We start from the raw sequence: 17791 nt of genomic DNA on the forward strand, positions 1-17791 counted from the left end.
GAGCCATTATTAGTCCATCCTGTGATTCGTGCGTGTGTTTAGGAAGCATGTAATTGCAGGGTGGATCTGGAGATTCGCAATGACCCAGATTCACAGAGTCCCGTACATGGATACATCCTGCCTTCCAAGCATCTGCCAGCGTTCTCGCTGCCTTAAGGATGCTCTCGGGAAAACGAATTACTGCACAGCTCACCAGCCTAAGCCGAAATCTTCGCCACCGCCCTGGCAGAGTAGGCCCGTTGTTTACGTGGTGGGCATGCAAGGCGAGCCGTACGTCAAAATCGGTTATGCGACAGAGCTAAGCTCGCGCATGATCGGTTTGCAGGTAGGATCGCCAAAGCCGATGATTGTGCACTGTGTGTTCCGCGGTAACTTGCGGGCCGAGTCCGCCATGCATCGAGAATTGCAAGAGCATCACTTGCGCGGGGAATGGTTTCACATGGAGCCGGTAAGGTTGATGTGTGAGCGGCTCTCCCGGGATCGTGATGAGCGCATACGTCTCGGGCTGACAGGTTTGATCTGCGCCTGGAGCGAGCAAGGCTATCACTGGGATGCCAAAGGCCTTCCCATGAGCAAGCTCAAGAAAATGCGTATCAACAATGGACTTGAAAAAATTTAGTCGTGCACAAGTAACGCGAAACGCACACGAAACCCTGAACCCGGCCAAGCGCCGGGCTTCATGGATTGAGCGTCGATCATCCTACGCCCATTGTCTTTGCGAGCAATGGAGCTCCAATGGCAAAGAATTGCTCGACCAGCTTTGATGTGGTGGCTCGTACACCATCGGCTGAGGCTTTTTTGATCTTGTCACCTAAGGTGTCGCTCCCTAGTTCTGGCTGGTCTACATGCTTCAGCGACTTGAGTCCAATAGCGGAAAGGGTGTACTTGGAATAATGCCGTCCAGGTCGCTCAGATAGATATCCTTCTTCTGCAAGCCATTTTGCCGTGTCGTTGGAAAAATCTCTGAGGTCTTCCCATTCCTTACTGTAGAACACGGCGCCAACGGTGTTACGAGTAGGAGTTTCGTCTAAAGCGCCGATGACATTGGGGTCAATATGTGTTGGTTGCGGAAATTTTTCATACAGAGCTGCAAGGATCTGTGCAGCCACTTCGTCGAAGCGTTCAATGTTTGTCTTTTCCATGGTCATGCCCAGGTTGATTTACAACATAAGACGATAACACGCACTCCAGACAAGCTTTCAAGCCCAGAGCCAGGGCGGCCTCACGGATAACCTGGACGCCGATTAGCCGGACAGTACGGCGTACGGAAATAACACCGGCAGCCCGCGCACCTTGACCTCACATGCTTTCCGGGTGGCGCGAGACTTGAGCGGCGAGATCGATGCAATAGGGCGTCGACGCTGTGATGGTCTGCGGCAGACAGCGGGAAAGACTGCGCACCTATTCAGGGCCTCGACATTGATCGGGGCCTTTCGTTTTCGGCTCCACCACACCCATTGCTCTGAGCTGGGAGTGCTGCTGGAGCTGATTCAACTTCGCCGCTGCTCCCCAGCGTTTGGCCGATCACACCGGCCTTTTTTATCCCACGGAGAAACCAATGGCAGAACCAACGAGCACTGCCGCCAGCGTATTGCTGGTGAAGTACGGCGTGGTCATGGCTGCTTTCATCGGTTCCATCCTGTCCCTTGGTTTTCTGAAAGACCTTACCCGGGGCCAGGCAGCAACCGCTGTAGCTACTGGCTTCGGATTTTCGGTCTACCTGACGCAACCAGTGACGTTATGGCTTGCCCCCAAGCTCGACCTTGCTGTGAATGATGACTTGTTGTGTGGCGTGGCATTCGTGCTCGGCCTGACGGCGATGAACATCATCCCAGCCATCAAGGCAGCAATGGGTGCGTTCGTAACGGCGCGAGGTGCCTGACATGAACAGCATTCTTGTATCTGCGCTGGGAGTGATTGATGCGGCCTTGTGCATCGTCGTCGCCCTGGCTGCATGCGATTACCTGCGCCGGGTTCGCCCGATCGACCAGCCTCTACTGAGCGTTGCGTTCTACCTGGTTGCCATTGGCGCGTTCGGATCGTTCGTCACCTCGATGCAAGGCCATTGGGTCAACCCGTTCGGCGTGATGCTCCATGCCGGGATGGTGGCCTACGCCTGGGCCCGACGTGGCCATGTGTTCGAGATCAAGCAATAGAGCGCGACACGTTTCGCGTATCAGCAAATTGTGTCGCAACACGCGACGAGGAGAGCAGCATGGATAACCAGCATAAGAAGATCACCGGCTATCGCGACCTGAGCCAGTCAGAAATCGACGGCATGAATTCGATCAAGGCCCTTGAAGCAGACACCGGTGAGCTGTTCAAGCAGATCGGCCAGATTGAAGGCGTTGATCCGCGCTTGCTGGCGCTGGCGAAAACCAACCTGCAGCAGGGCTTCATGTGGTTTGTGCGCTCCATTGCCAAGCCTGCCGATCCGTTCAGCTGATGAGTAACGTAACCCGCCTTCGCCACGCTCTCCCTATGAGCCATGACATCAACAAGGCCCTGACCGATCTGGATGTCGCTATCGCCAAGGCGGTGGACGCTGCTCGGGCTGCTGGACTTCCCCAGGGCCTTATCGTCGCTGAGCTACACGGGCACGCTCACGCACAGACGCACATCATGGTGACCTGAATGACCGTCAAGGTGCTCGACCTCAAGCGGCCTGACGCTCCGCACTCAGCCGGTGAGGCCATCTGCACCCATTGCAAGCATGAGTGGGTGGCGGTTGCGCCGGCGGGCCAGAGAAATCTGGAGTGTCCGGCCTGTAGTTCGCACCGGGGCGTGTTCAAGTGGCCCTATGGACCCTCCGAAGGTGATGAGGGCTATCAGTGCAATTGCGGCTCCGACGACTTCTTCATCATGCGCCGGGGCAAGCAGGCCAATGGCGCTGTGTACTGCCGTGGATGCGGTACAGAGGCGACTGGCTGGTTTAAGTGAGGTGTGCCGCAGGTGAGTGCGGCACGGGCGGATCACTTCGCTTTTAGTGCTTCTTGGATCTGGTCGGCGTACTTGGAAAGCCTACTCATTTCGTGTTCGAGCTGACCTGTTGACGTCATTGCTGGTGCGCGCGCCGCGATAACTTCCAGCGCTGCAGCGACAGCATGCTTCCGAAGTATTTCCTCAGAGGTCTTGTTTGGTGATGCTTCAAGGACGTTCTTGGCGATTTCGGACATGTTGCTTTCCTTCCGTTGAGTTGAACCTTACCAATACCGGCAATCCGCCATTATTTCAAGCCGAACGGCCATAGAATGACGTTCGAACGACGTTGAATGAATCGTTCCGCGAAAACACCCCATGAATGAGGCAAGCCCATGGCCCTATGTGGCGCTAAAACGCGCTCAGGGGAACCATGCAAGCGACACGCTGTTCCGGGTTCCTCGCGGTGCAAGTTACACGGTGGTGGTGCGTCGAAGGCCAACAAGGCCAACAAGCACGCCGCTAAGCCCGGATCCATCTACAGCCAGTTCCTTACCGATGACGAGAACGCCATCCTGTCCACCATTGAGCTGGGTCGGGTTGATGACGAGTTGAGGTTGACCCGCATTCGATTGATGCGCGCCCTGAACCGCGAGAACGAATTCGGCAATGAACTGGAGATCGACAGCGAAAAGCTTGAGACAGGCGAGAACGGCGGAACAACGACCACCAGCAAGGTGAGGGACTATTCCAGTCTGATCGATCGTCTGACTGCTCGCATTGAAAGCCTGGAGCGGACCCGCGCCGAGCTGTTGAAGACCAATCCTGTTGAGTTGCCACCGGTGACCAGAATCGAAATCGAGGTGGTTGGTGGAAGGACGAACGCTCCGGGTGCAAATGACGCAGCCCCAGGCTGACTTCTATCAGCTCACTGACAAATACCCTGCGTTCGTTGGCGGGTTTGGTACGGGGAAGACTGAAACCCTTGCCAATTGCGCGCTGAGGGACGCCCTTGCATCGTCCAGCGCGTTGATCGCCCTGTACGAGCCCACCTATGACCTGGTGCGCCTCATCCTTGCTCCGCGCATGGAGGAGAAGCTGACGGACATGGGCATCCGCTACAAGTACAACAAGCAAGAGAACATCATCTACACCAGTTCGCCCAATTGCGGCGACTTCGTGCTGCGGACGCTGGAGAACCCGGCCCGCATCATCGGTTACGAGTCTTACCGGGCACACGTCGATGAGATCGATACGCTCAAGAAGACTCAGGCGGCCATGGCCTGGCGCAAGATCATCGCGCGGAACAGGCAGCAGCCCGAAGGCGTTGATAAGCCGTTCAACCGCGTATCTGCCTATACAACGCCCGAAGGGTTCCAGTTCGTCTATGACACCTGGGGTCGGAACCCGAAGCCTGGCTACGTGATGATCCAGGCCGCGACATACACAAACCCCTTTCTGCCCGACGACTATGTGCAGACGCTACGAGACAGCTATCCGGCTGCGCTGATCGACGCCTACATTGAGGGTCGATTCACGAACCTGACGTCTGGGAGCGTTTATCCAGATTTCAGCAGGACGCTTAATCACTCTGACGCCACCCTTCAAGCCGGTGAGCCCGTTCTGATCGGGATGGACTTCAACCGGCTGAAGATGAGTGCAGTCGTTTACGTCATGCGTGATGGCTGGCCCGTGGCGGTGGATGAAATCGTCGATGGTCGTGATACGCCGCAGATGGTCGAGATTTACAACGAGCGATACAAGCTCAAAGGCCACGCCGTTCAGGTATTCCCCGACGCATCCGGCCAGAACTCCAGCAGCAAGAATGCCAGCGAGTCGGACTTGAGCATCATTCGCCAGGCCGGGCTGTCGGTTCGGGTCAACTCGACCAACCCAGCCATTGCCGACCGGGTGAACGCTGTAAACGCGCTGATTCTCAACGGAAAGGGCGAGCGACGGCTGAAGGTCAACACGCATCGATGCCCACACCTGACTGACGGGCTTGAGCAGCAAGCCTATGACAAGAACGGCATGCCAGATAAATCGAGCGGGATTGACCACGTACTGGACGCTGCCGGTTATCCGCTGGCTCACCTGTTCCCGATCGTCAAACCGGTCACCACAATGAAAATGGGAGTCGCCCGATGACGGACGTCACTTTTACCCGTCCTGAATACTTGGCGGCGCGATACCGCTGGCGGCTGGTGAGGGACGTCTGCAAGGGGTCAGAAACGATCAAGGCTGCTGGCGATTATTACCTGCCACGGCCAAACGCCTCAGACAAGAGCCAGGACAATAAGGACCGCTACGAGGCATATAAGAAGCGTGCAGTGTTCTACAACGCCACTGGGCGCACGAAACACAGCCTGGTCGGCGCGGTGTTCCGCACCTGGCCGACCCTGACAGTTCCGGCGGCGCTGGATTACGTGTCCAAGGACATCGACGGTCAGGGCGTGAGCATCTATCAGCAGTCGCAATCGGTCATAGGGCACCTGCTTGAGGCGGGTCGTCACGGGCTGCTGGTGGACTATGCCGCCGTTGAGCCTGGCACGGTCAGCAGGGCTGATGAACTGTCCGGGCGCGCCAGGGCAAGTGTGGTCAGCTATCCGGCTGAGGCCATCATCAACTGGAAGACTCGACAGGTAGGTGGTCAGCACTTGCTGAGCCTGGTGGTGCTGCGCGAGGAAGTGGACGTTGACACTGAAGATGGATTCGGCAGCGAACAGATCGTGCAGTACCGCGTTCTGCGCCTCGATGCGGCTGGCATTTACACCCAAGAGATGTGGAAGGAAACCAGCAGCAAAGCCGAAATGTCCGTTTCGCCATTCGCGCCCTTGAATGGTGGAGGACTTCCATGGCGGGTGATCCCTTTCCAGTTTCTCGGAAGTGAGAACAACGACACCAGTATTGACGACGCGCCGCTGTATGACATGGCCGAGGTCAACATCGGGCATTACCGAAACAGCGCCGATTACGAGGAGGCGGCCTACCTAGTCGGCCAGCCTCAGCCGTGGATGGCGGGCCTTGATGAGCAATGGCGCGACCACATGGAGAGCCAGGGCGTATTCCTTGGCTCTCGCGCGCCCTGGATACTCCCCGTAAATGGTTCGTGTGGTGTTTGGCAAGCCCAGCCCAACACCGTAGCCAAGGAGGCCATGGACGCGAAGAAGGAGGACATGGTCTCGCTCGGCGCTAGGTTGATTGAGCGCGGCAGCGCGGTGAAGACCGCAACGCAGGCGGACAACGACAGCGCAGCCGAACACAGCGTGCTTTCCCTTGTGGTCAGCAACGTCAGCGAGGGCTACAGCCAGTGTCTGGCCTGGATGGCTGAATACGTAGGCGCCGTTGGCGAAACGCTCTACAAGCTCAATCAGGACTTCAGTCAGGTCAGCCTTGATGCTGCCCTTCTCGCGGCGCTTTTCAACGCTGTACAGGGCGGCAGGCTGCCGGCTTCGGACTTCTGGCAATACCTGCGGGATCGCGGCGTTATTGACCCGGAGAAAACAGACGACGATATCCGTGGCGAGCTTGAGGAAAGCACGGCCGGGTTAGGCCTGGATGATGAGGGCGAAGGCAATGGCGGCAAACCAAGCACTATTTGACGCCACCGTCCGCAATGCTGTCTTTCTGGAGCAACTGAAAGCGGGGGAGGTGAAGAAGTTCGCCCCCTTCCTTAAGGAGATCGACCGCTCATTGCGTGAGCGCCTGACAAGATCAGACCTTTCCGGATTCACGCGCAAGCGGCTGGAAAAGCTGCTGGAGGAGGTCGATAGCCTGCTGCTGGGCATCTTCACTCGGTTCACTGAACAGCTCGATCTGGACCTCATCGACCTGGCGAACTATGAGGCCCAGTTTGAGGCAACGAGCCTGACCAAGGCCGTGCCGGTAGGCGTCAGTTTTGAGGCCGCTGTGCCGACTGTCACGGCTATTCGTGCGGCTGTGCTGAATAACCCGCTCAGCATTCGCGGCCCCGCCGGCGGGAAGCTTCTCAAGCCCTTCATAAAGGACTGGACATCTGCCGAGCGCGAGCGGGTGGTGGGCGCCATTCGGCAAGGCTTCTTCGAGGGGCAGACCAACTTCCAGATTCTGCAAAACATTCGCGGTACCAAGGCGCTGGGCTACAACGACGGCATCCTGGCTGCAACGGATCGCAACGCGGCAACTGTGGTTCGCACAGCAATCCAGCACGTTGCCAGCCAGGCGCGGATGGAGACGGCAAAGGCGAACGCCGATGTCGTAACTGGGGTTCAACTGATCGCCACGCTGGACAGCAAGACAAGCCAGATTTGCCGGACGCTGGATAAGCGGGTGTTTCCGGTTGATTCGGGCCCAAGGCCGCCCTTCCACCCGAACTGTAGGACCACCTTTGTACTGGTGACGCGCTTGAGCGAGATGTTTGCTAAGGGGGCCACAAGGGCTTCGGTTGGGCCGGAAGGCGCAGGGCAGGTCAGCGCTGATCTCGATTACTACCACTGGCTCAAACTGCAACCGGCAGCGTTCCAGAATCGAGCGATAGGGAAGGCGCGCGGCGAGCTGTTCCGAAACGGCGGCCTGAGCGTTGAGCGGTTTTCACAACTGCAACTTGATCGAAATTTCAAACCACTGACGCTTGTAGAGATGAAGGCCTTGGAGCCTTTGGCTTTCGAGCGAGCAGGCATTCAATAGCAGGCAGGGCCTGCACCAACGTCTCTGGGAGACAACAAATGCTGAAATTCCAACTGGACAGCCTGGAAGGTGTCGATGAGTCCGTGCGCGAGCTTTACACCGAGAAGGACGGCAAGTTCATCCTCGGCATCGAGGGGCTGCCACAACAGGAAGACGTTTCCGGTCTGAAGTCGAAAGTCCAGGAGCTGCTGGATGAAAAGAAGGCGGCGGAAAAGAAAGCCCGTGAGGCCGAGGAGCTGGCTCGTACCGAGCGCGAAGAGGCCGCCCGCAAGTCGGGCAACGTCGAAGAGCTCGAAAAGTCCTGGTCCGAGAAGTACAGCAAGCGCGAGGCCGAGCTGAGCGCAATGCTGGAGCAGGAGCGCGGCACGCTGACTACTCAGATCCGGGATCTGACAGTAGGCCGTACCGCAACTGATATTGCGTCTGCCCTGGCAATCCCAGGCAGCGCCAAAGCCCTGTTGCCGCACATCGAGCGCCGGTTGAGCGTCGAGCAGCGGGACGGGAAGCCTGTCGTGGTCGTTCTCGATCAGCAGGGCAAGCTCTCGGCGGCAACGCTGGATGAGCTGAAAGCAGAATTCGCAAACGATGTGGCCTTTGCGCCACTGATCGCGGGTAGCAAGGCATCTGGCGGCGGGGCTGCGGGTGCTGGGAAAGGCGGCGGGGCCGCAAAAGGCAATATCGGCGGCAATAAAACGGAACGCACTGCGGCAATCGCCAGCAAGTTCCCTGATCTCCCTCTTTCTTAAGGAAATACCCTCATGTCCCTGTCGCAAATGCAGGTTTTCAACGAATACATCATGCCGGCGACCATCGAGACGCTCGATCAGATGCTGGTGGCGTTCAACGCTGCCAGCCGTGGTGCGATCGTGCTGTCTCCCGACGGCTTCACTGGCGACTTCTTGCAGGAGTCGTTCTTCCAAACCCTGGCCGCTGCCCAGCGCCGCGTTGACCGTTACGCTGCCAATGGCGTGGCGCCGATCACCGACCTGACCGAACTGAAGAACTCTTCGGTCAAGGTCGCCGGCGGCTTCGGCCCGATTCGCTACGAGCCTTCGCAGATGACCTGGCTGGAGCGTCCAACCGCCCAGGGCGTTGAAGTGGCGAGCCGTGCGTTTGCCGAGATCCTGCTCAAGGATCAGCTGAACACTGCCATTGCCGCTCTGGTCGCAGCCATCACCGCCCAGGCGGCTGCCACCAATGACGTGTCGGCCAGCGCCGGCATCAGCCAAGTGGCGCTCAACAACACTCACGCCAAGTTCGGTGACGCCAGCCAGAACCTGATCACTCAGGTGATGCAGGGCACGACATATCACAAGCTGATCGGTCAGGCCCTCACCAACGCTGAGCAACTGTTCCAGGCCGGCAATGTTCGCGTGATCGACATCCTGGGCAAAATCTCGGTCGTTACCGACGCGCCTGCCCTGATGCAAACCGGCACTCCGAACAAGGAGATCATCCTCTCCTTGGTTCAGGGCGCTGCGCTGGTTCACGACGGTCGAGACATGATCAGCAACGTCCAGACCACCAACGGTAAAGAGCGTATCGAAACCACTCTGCAGGTGGATTACACCTTCGGTCTGGGTATGCGCGGCTACACCTGGGACACCACCGCCGGCGGCAAGTCACCAAGCGATGCCGCGCTGGCCACCGGCACCAACTGGGACAAGACCGCCACGTCGATCAAGCACACCGCCGGTGTTGCGTTGATTGGTGATGCGTCCAAGTAACCACTGATACCGGGTCGGGCCTAGCGCTCGGCCCGGTGAGGATGCGACATGAGCAATAAGATTTGGTACCTGCCTGGGCCGTTTCATCAGTACCAGGAGGATGTGAAGGCGCTCGCCAAGGAGCGCGGACTGGTCATCATTGACGCGAACGTGACCGAGAGCCGTGAAGATGCGGCTGAGTCTGTTCCTACGGTGACGGTCAAGGAGTCGCCTCGGGTGCTTCTGGTCGGTGGCGGGAGCTCCAGCGTCGATATCGATTCATTCCGCGCCGAACTTGAATCTGTCGGCGTCATCGTCGAGTTGTTCGCTGATCAAAAGCTATCACGCCCAGTCGGCGAACTTGGTCCTATCGCTGAGCGCCTGTTTCAGGTGTTCGAGGCGGTCAATGCTGGCGTGCTGAGCCTGCGCAACGAGCGCGACGGCGAGGCCGACAAGGCTGTTCGGCTCGCGCAGGAGAATGCTGACCTGCTCGATAAGCTCGCAACTCTGAAGGCCGCCGGCGGTGATGCTGAGATCGAAGCAATGAAGGCAAAGCTCAGCCAAGCCAACGTGTCGTTTCGGGCGAATGCTTCTCGGGAAGCGCTGGAAAAACTTGTGGCTGAACTGCCCCAGGAATAACGCTGGATGGTTTCCAGCACCAGCTCTGCCAGATCAATCAGTGCTAGATGAGCAGGCCCCAGGAGGCAGCACCAATGCAAAGAGTCATCTACTTCACCGAGGCCGTGACGCCGAGTTCTGCGGAGCTTTCTCAAATCGCCAGCCTGCTGGGCGGGCAATTTGAGGTGCTGGTGCGCAGCGGGGCTGATGAAGACGCCCTCAAGTTCGGCGATAACCGCGAGCGTGCTGACTTTGTCTCCGGTTCGGTCCCTGACATCTACAGTGACGTCGCGGTCTGGTCGGGTGCAGCGCTTCCGGCCGGTTCAGCAATCGTTGAGGATGCTGACGCCATACCGCTTCATGATTTTGATGGCGCGGTAATGGGTAACGCGACCGCATCAGTTGTTGGAAACGCGGTAGCCAAGATCACGGCGCCGGGCGATGTGGCAATCATCAAGCACCTTTCGCAAATGGACCTGGTAATCGCCGCGAGCGACGGGAAAACCCTTTCCTTGGTACCCACCGTCAGTGGCGGCGACATCACCACTGTCGTTCCGCAAGACGGTGGCACAGCAACTATCGTTTGGGATTCGATGGTTAGAACCGTTGCGGTGACCGGCACCTACGTAGACAAGGCCACCTTTACCGTCGTGGACGGGTTGATCACGGCGATAGCCCTCAGCTGACTCGCCCCAAGGTATCCTCCATCATCGACACTCAGCCCGCGAGTTAATCAATGACACTCATTATTGAGGACGGCACCGGCAAGCCGGACGCTGAAAGCTACGCAAGCGCCGAGGATCTCGCGCTCTATGCCGTGAAGTTCGGCGTCGTCATTCCGGCTGACGTTCCAACCCAAGAGGCGCTGCTTCGTCGGTCTGCGCTGGCAATGGACGGCATGACGTGGAAAGGCAAGAAGATGACCACCACCCAGGCCCTTGCATGGCCGCGTCGTGACATTGAGCTGGATTGCGAACTCAAGCCCAGAAATTACCTGCCCGCGCGAATCCCGTATGGGCAGATGGCTTTGGCTGCCGAGATTCACGCAGACGACATTGACCCTATCGACCAGCGCAAGGGCGCGGTTACCCGTGAAAGGGTTGAGGGTGCGGTCGATGTCGAATACGCGACGATCTCCAACACCAGCGGCAAGCTGTTGCCGGCGGCGCCTGACCGGCCCAGTCGCACGCAATTCGCAGACTATCTGCTGAAGCGCGGATTATTTGCTGTGAGGGTATAGCTATAAATTGATAAAACACAGTGAATCATCAGTTGACGCTGCGTAAAAAGTGGGTATCATGAACGACACACCCACTATCATCAGGCCTCAGCGATGCTACCTAACCCTAACGCTAAAAACTTTACCGAAAGCCTGCGCTCTGCTCGTAAAGCTGCAAACATGACTCAGAAAGAACTGTCCTTGGCAGCCGGTTTTTTCGAGGGAATGGTCGGTTTGTATGAGCGCCGCGTCCACGTGCCAGAGCCGGATAGCTGGCTTAAGCTAAACAAAATTCTCTTTCCAGGATCTGAGTTGGTCGCACCATCGTCCGAGGTTATGGACGAATTTGAGGACGCGGTTACGCTTACGGAGGCAACGGTGGAAGAATTACTTGAGGAGCTAAAGCGCCGCGGTTTCGCAAAGGTAACGCTTGGCACTGCCTGATAAAAACATTCGACTGAACCCGCTTATGGCGGGTTTTTTTATGAGGTGAGCATGGCCTTCTACAACAAAATGGCCGCGTTGGCTCTCGAACTGATCGCTAAATTCGGCCAGCCAGTGACATTGCGCGACATACAGCCCCCCGAGTATGACCCTGACAACCCGAACGGCGGGGAAGTGGTGGTTGAGCAAACCGCTCAAGGCATCTTGCTCGACTTCACGGGCCTTGAATTCCAGAATGACACCTTGATCGTGCGTGGCGACAAGAAGCTGAAGGTCGCAGCGTTGGGCATGGCATGGAAGCCCAAGCCGTTGATCAAAGCCGATGTCCAGGGCAAAACGTGGACGGTGATTAACTTCAAGGAGATAAACCCGGCCGGCACTCCGTTGGTGTACGAGTTGCAGGTGCGCTCATGAACAAGTACGCAGGACAGCAGGGCAGCTTCGCGGAACAGATTAGCGCCTTCGCCGAGGGTGCGAGAGAGGCGATGGACGCCAGCTTCAGGGAAATAATCATCGAGATAGGCGGCTCGCTGATCCTCATGTCGCCGGTTGGGAATCAAGAGCTATGGGCTTCGAACGTAGCTTTTCGGTCGAAGAATGTCGCTGCGGCAGATGACTATGACTTTAAGGTTTCGGTGCGCAACACGGTCATCAACCTGACCGATAGCAACTTCACCAAGTCTGGAAACCTGAAGCGCGGCGTGAAGTATGCCAAGCCGTTGACCAAGACCGAACGCGAGCAGAATTTCAACGTGAACGGTTTGGTTGCCGGGAAAGACTATGTAGGTGGTCGCTTCCGTGGGAATTGGCAGTTTTCGATTGATGCGCCAGCCGATGGCGTGCTTGACACAATAGACCCCTCTGGTCGCATGTCCTTGGCTCTACTGAGAGGCCAGGTGACATCGTTAACGGCTGGGCAGACCGCATATATCGTCAATAATCTCCCCTACGGCATCCCTTTGGAATATGGGCACAGCACCCAGGCTCCGAACGGCATGGTTCGGGTAACTCTCGCTCGCTTCCAGCAGATTGTTGATGAAGCGGTAAGGAAGCACAGGGTATGAGTCATAGCATAATCGCCGCGGCCTTCGAGTCGCGCCTGCTGGCTTGGGCCAAGGTTCGCGCCACGCCGCTAAAGGTGGTGGTGGAGAACGAGACCTACACGCCAACCGATGGTGTGACTTACCTTCGTGCCTTCACGCTGCCTGCAATCACAGACAGCAACACGCTGAGCGGAGACCACCGGCTGTACACCGGCGTGTTTCAGATCAACATCGTTACCTCCTCCGGCAAGTACCGGACCGAGGCCAGCGGCATCGTCGACGAGCTGGCTGCGCTGTTCCCGCTGAACCTGCGCATCCCGCGCGGCGGACTGGTCGCCCTGGTGATGACGCCAGTTGCGCCAGGCCCAGGAATTCCAGACGGCAACACCTTCACGGTGTCCGCCTCGTTCCAGTACCGCGCTGACACCAACTAATCCGCCCGTTGGGCAACCCCTGAACCCGCCATTGAGCGGGTTTTGTCATTTCTGCACAGAGGAAACACAACCATGGGCTTTCGACTCCCCAACGGCGCAACCCTTGAAATTGCCGCAACCTACGGCGCTGCCATCCCAGTGACAGCGCTGAGCAATGCAAACCCGGCTGTGGCGACTGCCGCGGCTCACGGCCTTACTGACGGCGACATCATTGCTGTGACCTCGGGCTGGACCCGGCTCAACGACCGCGCCGCCCGGGTATCCGACAGCGATACCGGTACCTTCGCGCTGGAAAACATCAATACCACCAACCTGCAGCCATACCCGGCGGGCTCCGGCACTGGCTCGGTGCGTGAGGTGACTGGTTTCGTCGAGATCTCGCAAATTACGGACGTGACCACCAGCGGCGGCGACCAGCAGTTCCTGACGTTCGGCTTCTTGGCTGACGATGATGATCGCCAGATCCCGACCACTAAGAACCCGATCAGCATGTCCGTTACCGTGGCCGATGACCCGGCGCTGCCGTACGTGGCCGTGGTCGAAACTGCCGACGAGGACAAGGCTACCCGCGTATTGCGCCTAAACCTGCCGAATGGCGACAGTATCCTCTACAACGCCTACGTGACCATCACTTCGACCCCGGCCCTGTCCCGTAACAACCTGATGACCCGAGTCATCAGCCTGTCGCTGGCTGGCCGGCCTACCCGTTACGCGGCGGCGGTGTAACCCATGGCGAAGATCAAGATTTCCCAAAACCCGACCTTCAAGACAAAGGTCGCCATTCCCCGCGTGGGTGGTAAGCCTGAAGACGTAGAGTTCGAGTTCAAGTACTTGGATCGCTTGGCTCTCTCTGCGCTCTTTGACAAATGGAACAGCGCACGCGACGAGCATGCCAACAAGGTCAAGGAGGATGGCTTGAGCTGGCAGGAGGCCACGGCCTCGGAGATCGGCATTCAGGTAGCCCAGCTCCGAGACATCGTTGCGGGCTGGGCCTTCGACGAGAAGCTGTCGGATGAATCCCTGACGGCACTGGTCACCACATGCATCGGCGCACCTCAAGCCGTTCTGGATGCGTACCAGAGCGCCTACAACCCGGCCCGCCTGGGAAACTGAGCGGCGCCGCCCGCGTCATGTACGAACCGGGGCCGTCCGAGGCGGACCTGGCGGCCTTCGGCATGACGCTCGCCGACATCCCAGATGAAGAGTATGAGGTCTGGCCGGACAACTGGCCGGCCTTCCGCCTCTTCGAAGCGATGTCGACTCAGTGGCGCACGGGCATGGGCGGGGCCTCTGGCCTGGATTACACCGCACTCCCACCGGTCGCCAGCATGCTGGGCATCAAGCGGCGCGAACTCTCAGAAGCCTTTCACGACGTCCGCGTCATGGAAGCAGAAGCCATGCTCGTGATGAGCGAATCGAAATAACGGAGCCCGCATGACTTCTATTGCTGAACTCGGCATCAAGGTCGATTCGACCGATGCTGCGCAGGCGAGCTCCGACCTCGACAAGCTCACCGCGGCGGGTGCCCGTGCGGAGAAGGCTGCCGAAGGCGTTGCCCGTGGCGCTGACAAGGCCACGGCCTCGATCAAGAAGCAGAAGGACGAGCTGGGCGACCTGCTCGGCGAGATCGACCCGACTGTAAAGGCTCTGGGCCGGCTGGATGAACTCGAAAGCAAGCTGGCGAAGCAGAAGAAGCTCGGCGCGCTCGACGCATCGACCTTCAGCGAATACCAGGCCAAGATCGATCAGTCTCGGTCTAACCTGGGCCGTTTTGACGACTCGCTCACCCGTACCGGGAACACCGCCAAGCAGACTGCTGCCGCGTTAAGGGGCGTGCCTGCGCAATTCACTGACATCGCCGTGTCGCTGCAAGGTGGTCAGGCTCCGCTGACTGTCCTACTCCAACAGGGCGGCCAGCTGAAAGATATGTTCGGCGGCATTGGCCCTGCAGCGAAAGCGCTCGGCGGTTACGTGCTCGGCCTGGTGAATCCGTTCACCCTGGCCGCCGCCGCAGCTGCTGCGCTGGGTCTCGCCTACTACCAAGGCAGCAAAGAGGCGGACGAGTACAACAAATCGCTGATCCTGACCGGCAACTATGCTGGGACCACGGCGGATGGCCTCGCATCCCTGGCAAAGCAGGTCAGCTCAACGGTTGGCACGACCGGCGCAGCGGCGGCGGTTCTCGCTCAACTGGCAGGCAGCGGAAATATTGCGGCCTACAGCTTTGAGGAGATCACCAAGGCCGCCCTGACCATGGAAGAGGCCACGGGCAAGGCTGTCGAGGAAACGGTTTCTCAGTTCGCCTCGATCGCCAAGGAGCCTGTCGCCGCGTCGATAAAGCTCAACGAGCAGTATCACTATCTGACGGCCTCGGTCTACGAGCAGATCGTGGCCCTGGAGAAACAGGGCGAGCAGGCAGCCGCCGTAAGGCTGGCAACCGATGCGTTCGCTGATGCTATCCAGTCGCGCGGGGATCAAATCACCCAGCGCTTGGGGCTGATCGAAGGCGCCTGGAACAAGGTCGCCAAGGCCGCCAAGTGGGCGTGGGACTCGGCACTTGATATCGGTCGCGAAGCTACCTATGAGGAAAAGCTGGCGGAGCTTGAGCAGGCAGCGGCCAATGCTTCCCGGCTTGGTGCTGGGCCGCGCGGCGGCGGCGGTCGGGGGGCTGCTCAGATTGAGGCCGAAAGGGCTTCGCTGATGCTAGAGGAGCAAGAGCGCCGCAACCGTGCTCAGGCTAAGCAGCAGGATCAGCAGCGCCAGGAGGCGGCCGTCAGCGGCATGCAGCTCATTGGTCGCGAGGCCGATGCAGCGGAATCCCACGTTCGGAAGCTCGAGAAGAAGCTTGTCGAGCTGGACAAGGCCCGCCAGAAGAACATCGCCAACAACACGTACACGCCTGATCTACAGAAGCAGTACGAGACCGCGGTCGCACGCGTTAACAAGCAGATTGCGGATGCCAATAAAAAGGCCGCCGGTCCGGCCGGCGCATTAAACCTGACCGAGTTCAACAACTCGAAAAACCAGCTGTCGCTGATCCTCGGCGAGTACAAAAACGCGCAAAAGGAGCTGGAAGCGGCGCAGAAGGCCGGACTGGTCAGCCAGGAAGACTACCTGCTCAAGCGCCAGGCCTTGATCGGCAACGAGCGGGACGAAGTCACGGCTGCTTATCAGGCCGAGATCGCCGCGCTCGAAGCGACGAAAGGGAAGGCCAGCACTTCGGCGGCCCAGCGCATCCAGTTGGATCAGAAGATCGCCGACGCCCGCGCCAATATGGTCAAGGCGCAGAAGGAGGCCGACAGCGAGCTCGAAGTCATCGCGACCAACGAGCAGGGCAGGCTCGCCAAGCAGGCCCAGGCCATCAAGAGCTACACCGATGCCCTGGACCAGCAGAACGTCGCCCTGCGGCGCGCTGGCAGCCGTGCGGCGGATGGCGTAGGTCGTGGTGATCGTGAGAACGCCATCAATGGCGAGCTGAACGGCATCTCCGACCGAGCCAACCAGCAGCGCCTGGACCTGGCTCGCGACAAAGCGGATAAGGCGCGCAACATGAGCGCCGAGGAGTACCAGGCCAAGCTGGACGCCATCAACAAAAGCGAGAAGGACCTGAGCGAAACAGTGCTCAGCAACTACGAGCAGCTGTCGGAGGCACAAGGCGACTGGCGCAAAGGTGCGACCTCGGCCTTCAGCAACTACCTGGAGAGCGCCCGCAACGTTGCCGGACAGACGCGAGACCTGTTTACCAATGCCTTCAGTTCGATGGAGGACGCGGTCGTCAACTTCGCCATGACTGGAAAGTTCTCGTTTGCGGACTTCACCAAGTCGATTTTGGCGGACATGGCGCGGATCGCCACCAGGCAGGCCAGTTCAGCGCTTCTCAGCAGTCTGGTGGGGGCTGCGACCAACTACTTCACTGGTGGCGGCGGCGCGACCTCCGCAGGCTCGACCCAGGCCGGATACTCAGGTGACCTATCCGGCTTCACCCCAGGCAGCATTCAGGCCAAGGGCGGTGCCTGGTCGGGCGGCGTGCAGATGTTCGCCAATGGAGCAGCCTTCACCAACTCCATCGTCAGCAAGCCGACAGCGTTCGGCATGGCCGGCGGCGGTATAGGGGTGATGGGTGAGGCGGGGGAGGAGGCGATCATGCCTTTGACCCGCACGGCCGGCGGCCAGTTAGGCGTTCGGGCCATCAGCAGCGGCGGGAGTGGCGGCGGGAACGTCTACAACTTCCCGGTCGCTGTTTCTGTCCAGACCACCGGTGACGGCGGCGCCACAACCACGGAGGACACGACGCAGCTTGGCAGGGGTATCCAGCAAGCAGCCAAGACCGAGGCGGAAACGGCAATTGCTCGTGGCTTACAACCAGGCGGCGCCATTTGGCGCGTTATCAACGGGAGGGGCTGATGGCTATCGAAACGTTCACTTGGCCAACCCAGCACGGAGACGCACCCGAGATCAACTATCGGGTGCGCACCGCGCAGTTCGGCGACGGCTACAAACAGGTCGCCGGCGACGGTCCGAACAACAAGGAAGACTCCTATCCGATCACTTACACCGGGTCACGCGCCAGGGTGCAGGAGATCATGGACTTTCTCGACCGGCACGCCGGCGAAAAAGCCTTCCTATGGACTACGCCGCTGGGTCAGCTTGGCCTATTTTTCTGCGTGAATCCCACTCCCACCCCTGTAGGGGGCGGAGTTTTCAAACTCACGGCCACATTTAACCGGGCCTTCCAACCATAAG

Annotated in this window: 26 protein-coding genes; 24 read left to right on the forward strand and 2 right to left on the reverse strand. The window is 59.0% G+C overall.

Annotated features, from left to right (window positions below):
- The first annotated feature begins 256 nt into the window (after positions 1-256).
- Positions 257-619 (forward strand): GIY-YIG nuclease family protein, encoded by a 363-nt coding sequence (locus J3P90_RS09570; RefSeq protein ID WP_434676208.1) that lies wholly within the window; start codon positions 257-259, stop codon positions 617-619.
- Positions 620-695: 76 nt separating this feature from the next.
- Here J3P90_RS09570 and J3P90_RS09575 read toward each other — a convergent pair whose 3' ends face one another.
- Positions 696-1142, reverse strand: coding sequence for a hypothetical protein (locus J3P90_RS09575; RefSeq protein WP_434676209.1), 447 nt, complete (start codon positions 1140-1142; stop codon positions 696-698).
- Positions 1143-1558: 416 nt separating this feature from the next.
- On the opposite strand from J3P90_RS09575, the gene J3P90_RS09580 reads away from it, so the two are divergent.
- Genes J3P90_RS09580 through J3P90_RS09600 form a run of 5 tightly spaced genes read left to right on the forward strand, consistent with a single transcriptional unit; the run spans position 1559 to position 2940 of the window.
- Positions 1559-1882, forward strand: coding sequence for a peptidase M48, Ste24p (locus tag J3P90_RS09580; RefSeq protein ID WP_434676210.1), 324 nt, complete (start codon positions 1559-1561; stop codon positions 1880-1882).
- Position 1883: 1 nt separating this feature from the next.
- Positions 1884-2156, forward strand: a complete 273-nt coding sequence (locus tag J3P90_RS09585) for a hypothetical protein (protein ID WP_434676211.1) — start codon at positions 1884-1886, stop codon at positions 2154-2156.
- A 59-nt stretch (positions 2157-2215) separates the two neighbouring features.
- Positions 2216-2446, forward strand: a complete 231-nt coding sequence (locus J3P90_RS09590) for an Acb2/Tad1 domain-containing protein (protein ID WP_033901764.1) — start codon at positions 2216-2218, stop codon at positions 2444-2446.
- A complete protein-coding gene (locus tag J3P90_RS09595; protein ID WP_434676212.1) occupies positions 2446-2634 on the forward strand; it encodes a hypothetical protein in 189 nt (62 codons plus the stop codon). The genes J3P90_RS09590 and J3P90_RS09595 overlap by 1 nt, the downstream gene beginning before the upstream one ends.
- Complete coding sequence (locus J3P90_RS09600; RefSeq protein ID WP_434676213.1) at positions 2635-2940, forward strand: hypothetical protein; 306 nt, start codon at positions 2635-2637, stop codon at positions 2938-2940.
- A 32-nt stretch (positions 2941-2972) separates the two neighbouring features.
- On the opposite strand, the gene J3P90_RS09605 is transcribed toward J3P90_RS09600, so the two are convergent.
- Entirely contained in the window at positions 2973-3176 is a 204-nt protein-coding gene (locus J3P90_RS09605) for a hypothetical protein (RefSeq protein WP_434676214.1), read from the reverse strand.
- Between the two features lie 138 nt (positions 3177-3314).
- Here J3P90_RS09605 and J3P90_RS09610 point away from each other — a divergent pair, with 138 nt between their 5' ends.
- The 18 genes from J3P90_RS09610 (at position 3315) to J3P90_RS09695 (ending at position 17790) form a co-directional block, all read left to right on the forward strand.
- The gene (locus J3P90_RS09610; RefSeq protein ID WP_434676215.1) at positions 3315-3836 is read left to right on the forward strand and encodes an HGGxSTG domain-containing protein; all 522 of its coding nucleotides are present in this window, start codon (positions 3315-3317) and stop codon (positions 3834-3836) included.
- Entirely contained in the window at positions 3817-5067 is a 1251-nt protein-coding gene (locus tag J3P90_RS09615; protein ID WP_434676558.1) for a terminase large subunit domain-containing protein, read from the forward strand. Before J3P90_RS09610 ends, J3P90_RS09615 begins: the two co-directional genes overlap by 20 nt.
- On the forward strand, positions 5064-6521 hold the full coding sequence (locus tag J3P90_RS09620; protein ID WP_434676216.1) for a DUF4055 domain-containing protein: 1458 nt from the start codon (positions 5064-5066) through the stop codon (positions 6519-6521). The genes J3P90_RS09615 and J3P90_RS09620 overlap by 4 nt, the downstream gene beginning before the upstream one ends.
- A complete protein-coding gene (locus tag J3P90_RS09625) occupies positions 6496-7584 on the forward strand; it encodes a minor capsid protein (protein ID WP_434676217.1) in 1089 nt (362 codons plus the stop codon). Before J3P90_RS09620 ends, J3P90_RS09625 begins: the two co-directional genes overlap by 26 nt.
- A 38-nt stretch (positions 7585-7622) precedes the next feature.
- Positions 7623-8330, forward strand: coding sequence for a hypothetical protein (locus J3P90_RS09630; RefSeq protein ID WP_434676218.1), 708 nt, complete (start codon positions 7623-7625; stop codon positions 8328-8330).
- Positions 8331-8342: 12 nt separating this feature from the next.
- Positions 8343-9311 carry a major capsid protein gene (locus J3P90_RS09635; RefSeq protein WP_434676219.1) on the forward strand — a complete coding sequence of 323 codons (969 nt, stop codon included), beginning with the start codon at positions 8343-8345 and terminating at the stop codon, positions 9309-9311.
- Between the two features lie 48 nt (positions 9312-9359).
- A complete protein-coding gene (locus J3P90_RS09640; RefSeq protein ID WP_434676220.1) occupies positions 9360-9929 on the forward strand; it encodes a hypothetical protein in 570 nt (189 codons plus the stop codon).
- 74 nt (positions 9930-10003) lie between these two features.
- Positions 10004-10594: a hypothetical protein gene (locus tag J3P90_RS09645; protein WP_434676221.1), complete on the forward strand. Its 591-nt coding sequence runs from the start codon at positions 10004-10006 to the stop codon at positions 10592-10594.
- A gap of 50 nt (positions 10595-10644) precedes the next feature.
- On the forward strand, positions 10645-11148 hold the full coding sequence (locus tag J3P90_RS09650; protein WP_434676222.1) for a DnaT-like ssDNA-binding protein: 504 nt from the start codon (positions 10645-10647) through the stop codon (positions 11146-11148).
- A 93-nt stretch (positions 11149-11241) separates the two neighbouring features.
- On the forward strand, positions 11242-11571 hold the full coding sequence (locus J3P90_RS09655) for a helix-turn-helix domain-containing protein (protein ID WP_434676223.1): 330 nt from the start codon (positions 11242-11244) through the stop codon (positions 11569-11571).
- 51 nt (positions 11572-11622) lie between these two features.
- The gene (locus J3P90_RS09660) at positions 11623-11985 is read left to right on the forward strand and encodes a hypothetical protein (RefSeq protein WP_434676224.1); all 363 of its coding nucleotides are present in this window, start codon (positions 11623-11625) and stop codon (positions 11983-11985) included.
- A complete protein-coding gene (locus J3P90_RS09665; protein ID WP_434676225.1) occupies positions 11982-12635 on the forward strand; it encodes a hypothetical protein in 654 nt (217 codons plus the stop codon). Before J3P90_RS09660 ends, J3P90_RS09665 begins: the two co-directional genes overlap by 4 nt.
- The gene (locus J3P90_RS09670; RefSeq protein ID WP_434676226.1) at positions 12632-13048 is read left to right on the forward strand and encodes a phage tail terminator-like protein; all 417 of its coding nucleotides are present in this window, start codon (positions 12632-12634) and stop codon (positions 13046-13048) included. Before J3P90_RS09665 ends, J3P90_RS09670 begins: the two co-directional genes overlap by 4 nt.
- Positions 13049-13120: 72 nt before the next feature.
- The gene (locus J3P90_RS09675) at positions 13121-13774 is read left to right on the forward strand and encodes a phage tail protein (RefSeq protein WP_434676227.1); all 654 of its coding nucleotides are present in this window, start codon (positions 13121-13123) and stop codon (positions 13772-13774) included.
- A 3-nt stretch (positions 13775-13777) separates the two neighbouring features.
- Entirely contained in the window at positions 13778-14161 is a 384-nt protein-coding gene (locus J3P90_RS09680) for a phage tail assembly chaperone (RefSeq protein ID WP_107322553.1), read from the forward strand.
- Positions 14162-14178: 17 nt separating this feature from the next.
- Positions 14179-14472 (forward strand): DUF1799 domain-containing protein, encoded by a 294-nt coding sequence (locus J3P90_RS09685; protein ID WP_434676228.1) that lies wholly within the window; start codon positions 14179-14181, stop codon positions 14470-14472.
- Positions 14473-14482: 10 nt separating this feature from the next.
- Positions 14483-17452: a phage tail tape measure protein gene (locus J3P90_RS09690; RefSeq protein ID WP_434676229.1), complete on the forward strand. Its 2970-nt coding sequence runs from the start codon at positions 14483-14485 to the stop codon at positions 17450-17452.
- Positions 17452-17790, forward strand: a complete 339-nt coding sequence (locus J3P90_RS09695) for a phage tail protein (RefSeq protein ID WP_434676230.1) — start codon at positions 17452-17454, stop codon at positions 17788-17790. The genes J3P90_RS09690 and J3P90_RS09695 overlap by 1 nt, the downstream gene beginning before the upstream one ends.
- Position 17791: the final 1 nt, after the last annotated feature.

The sequence above is a fragment of the Pseudomonas sp. D3-10 genome, assembly GCF_051132175.1.
Taxonomy (GTDB): Bacteria; Pseudomonadota; Gammaproteobacteria; order Pseudomonadales; family Pseudomonadaceae; genus Aquipseudomonas.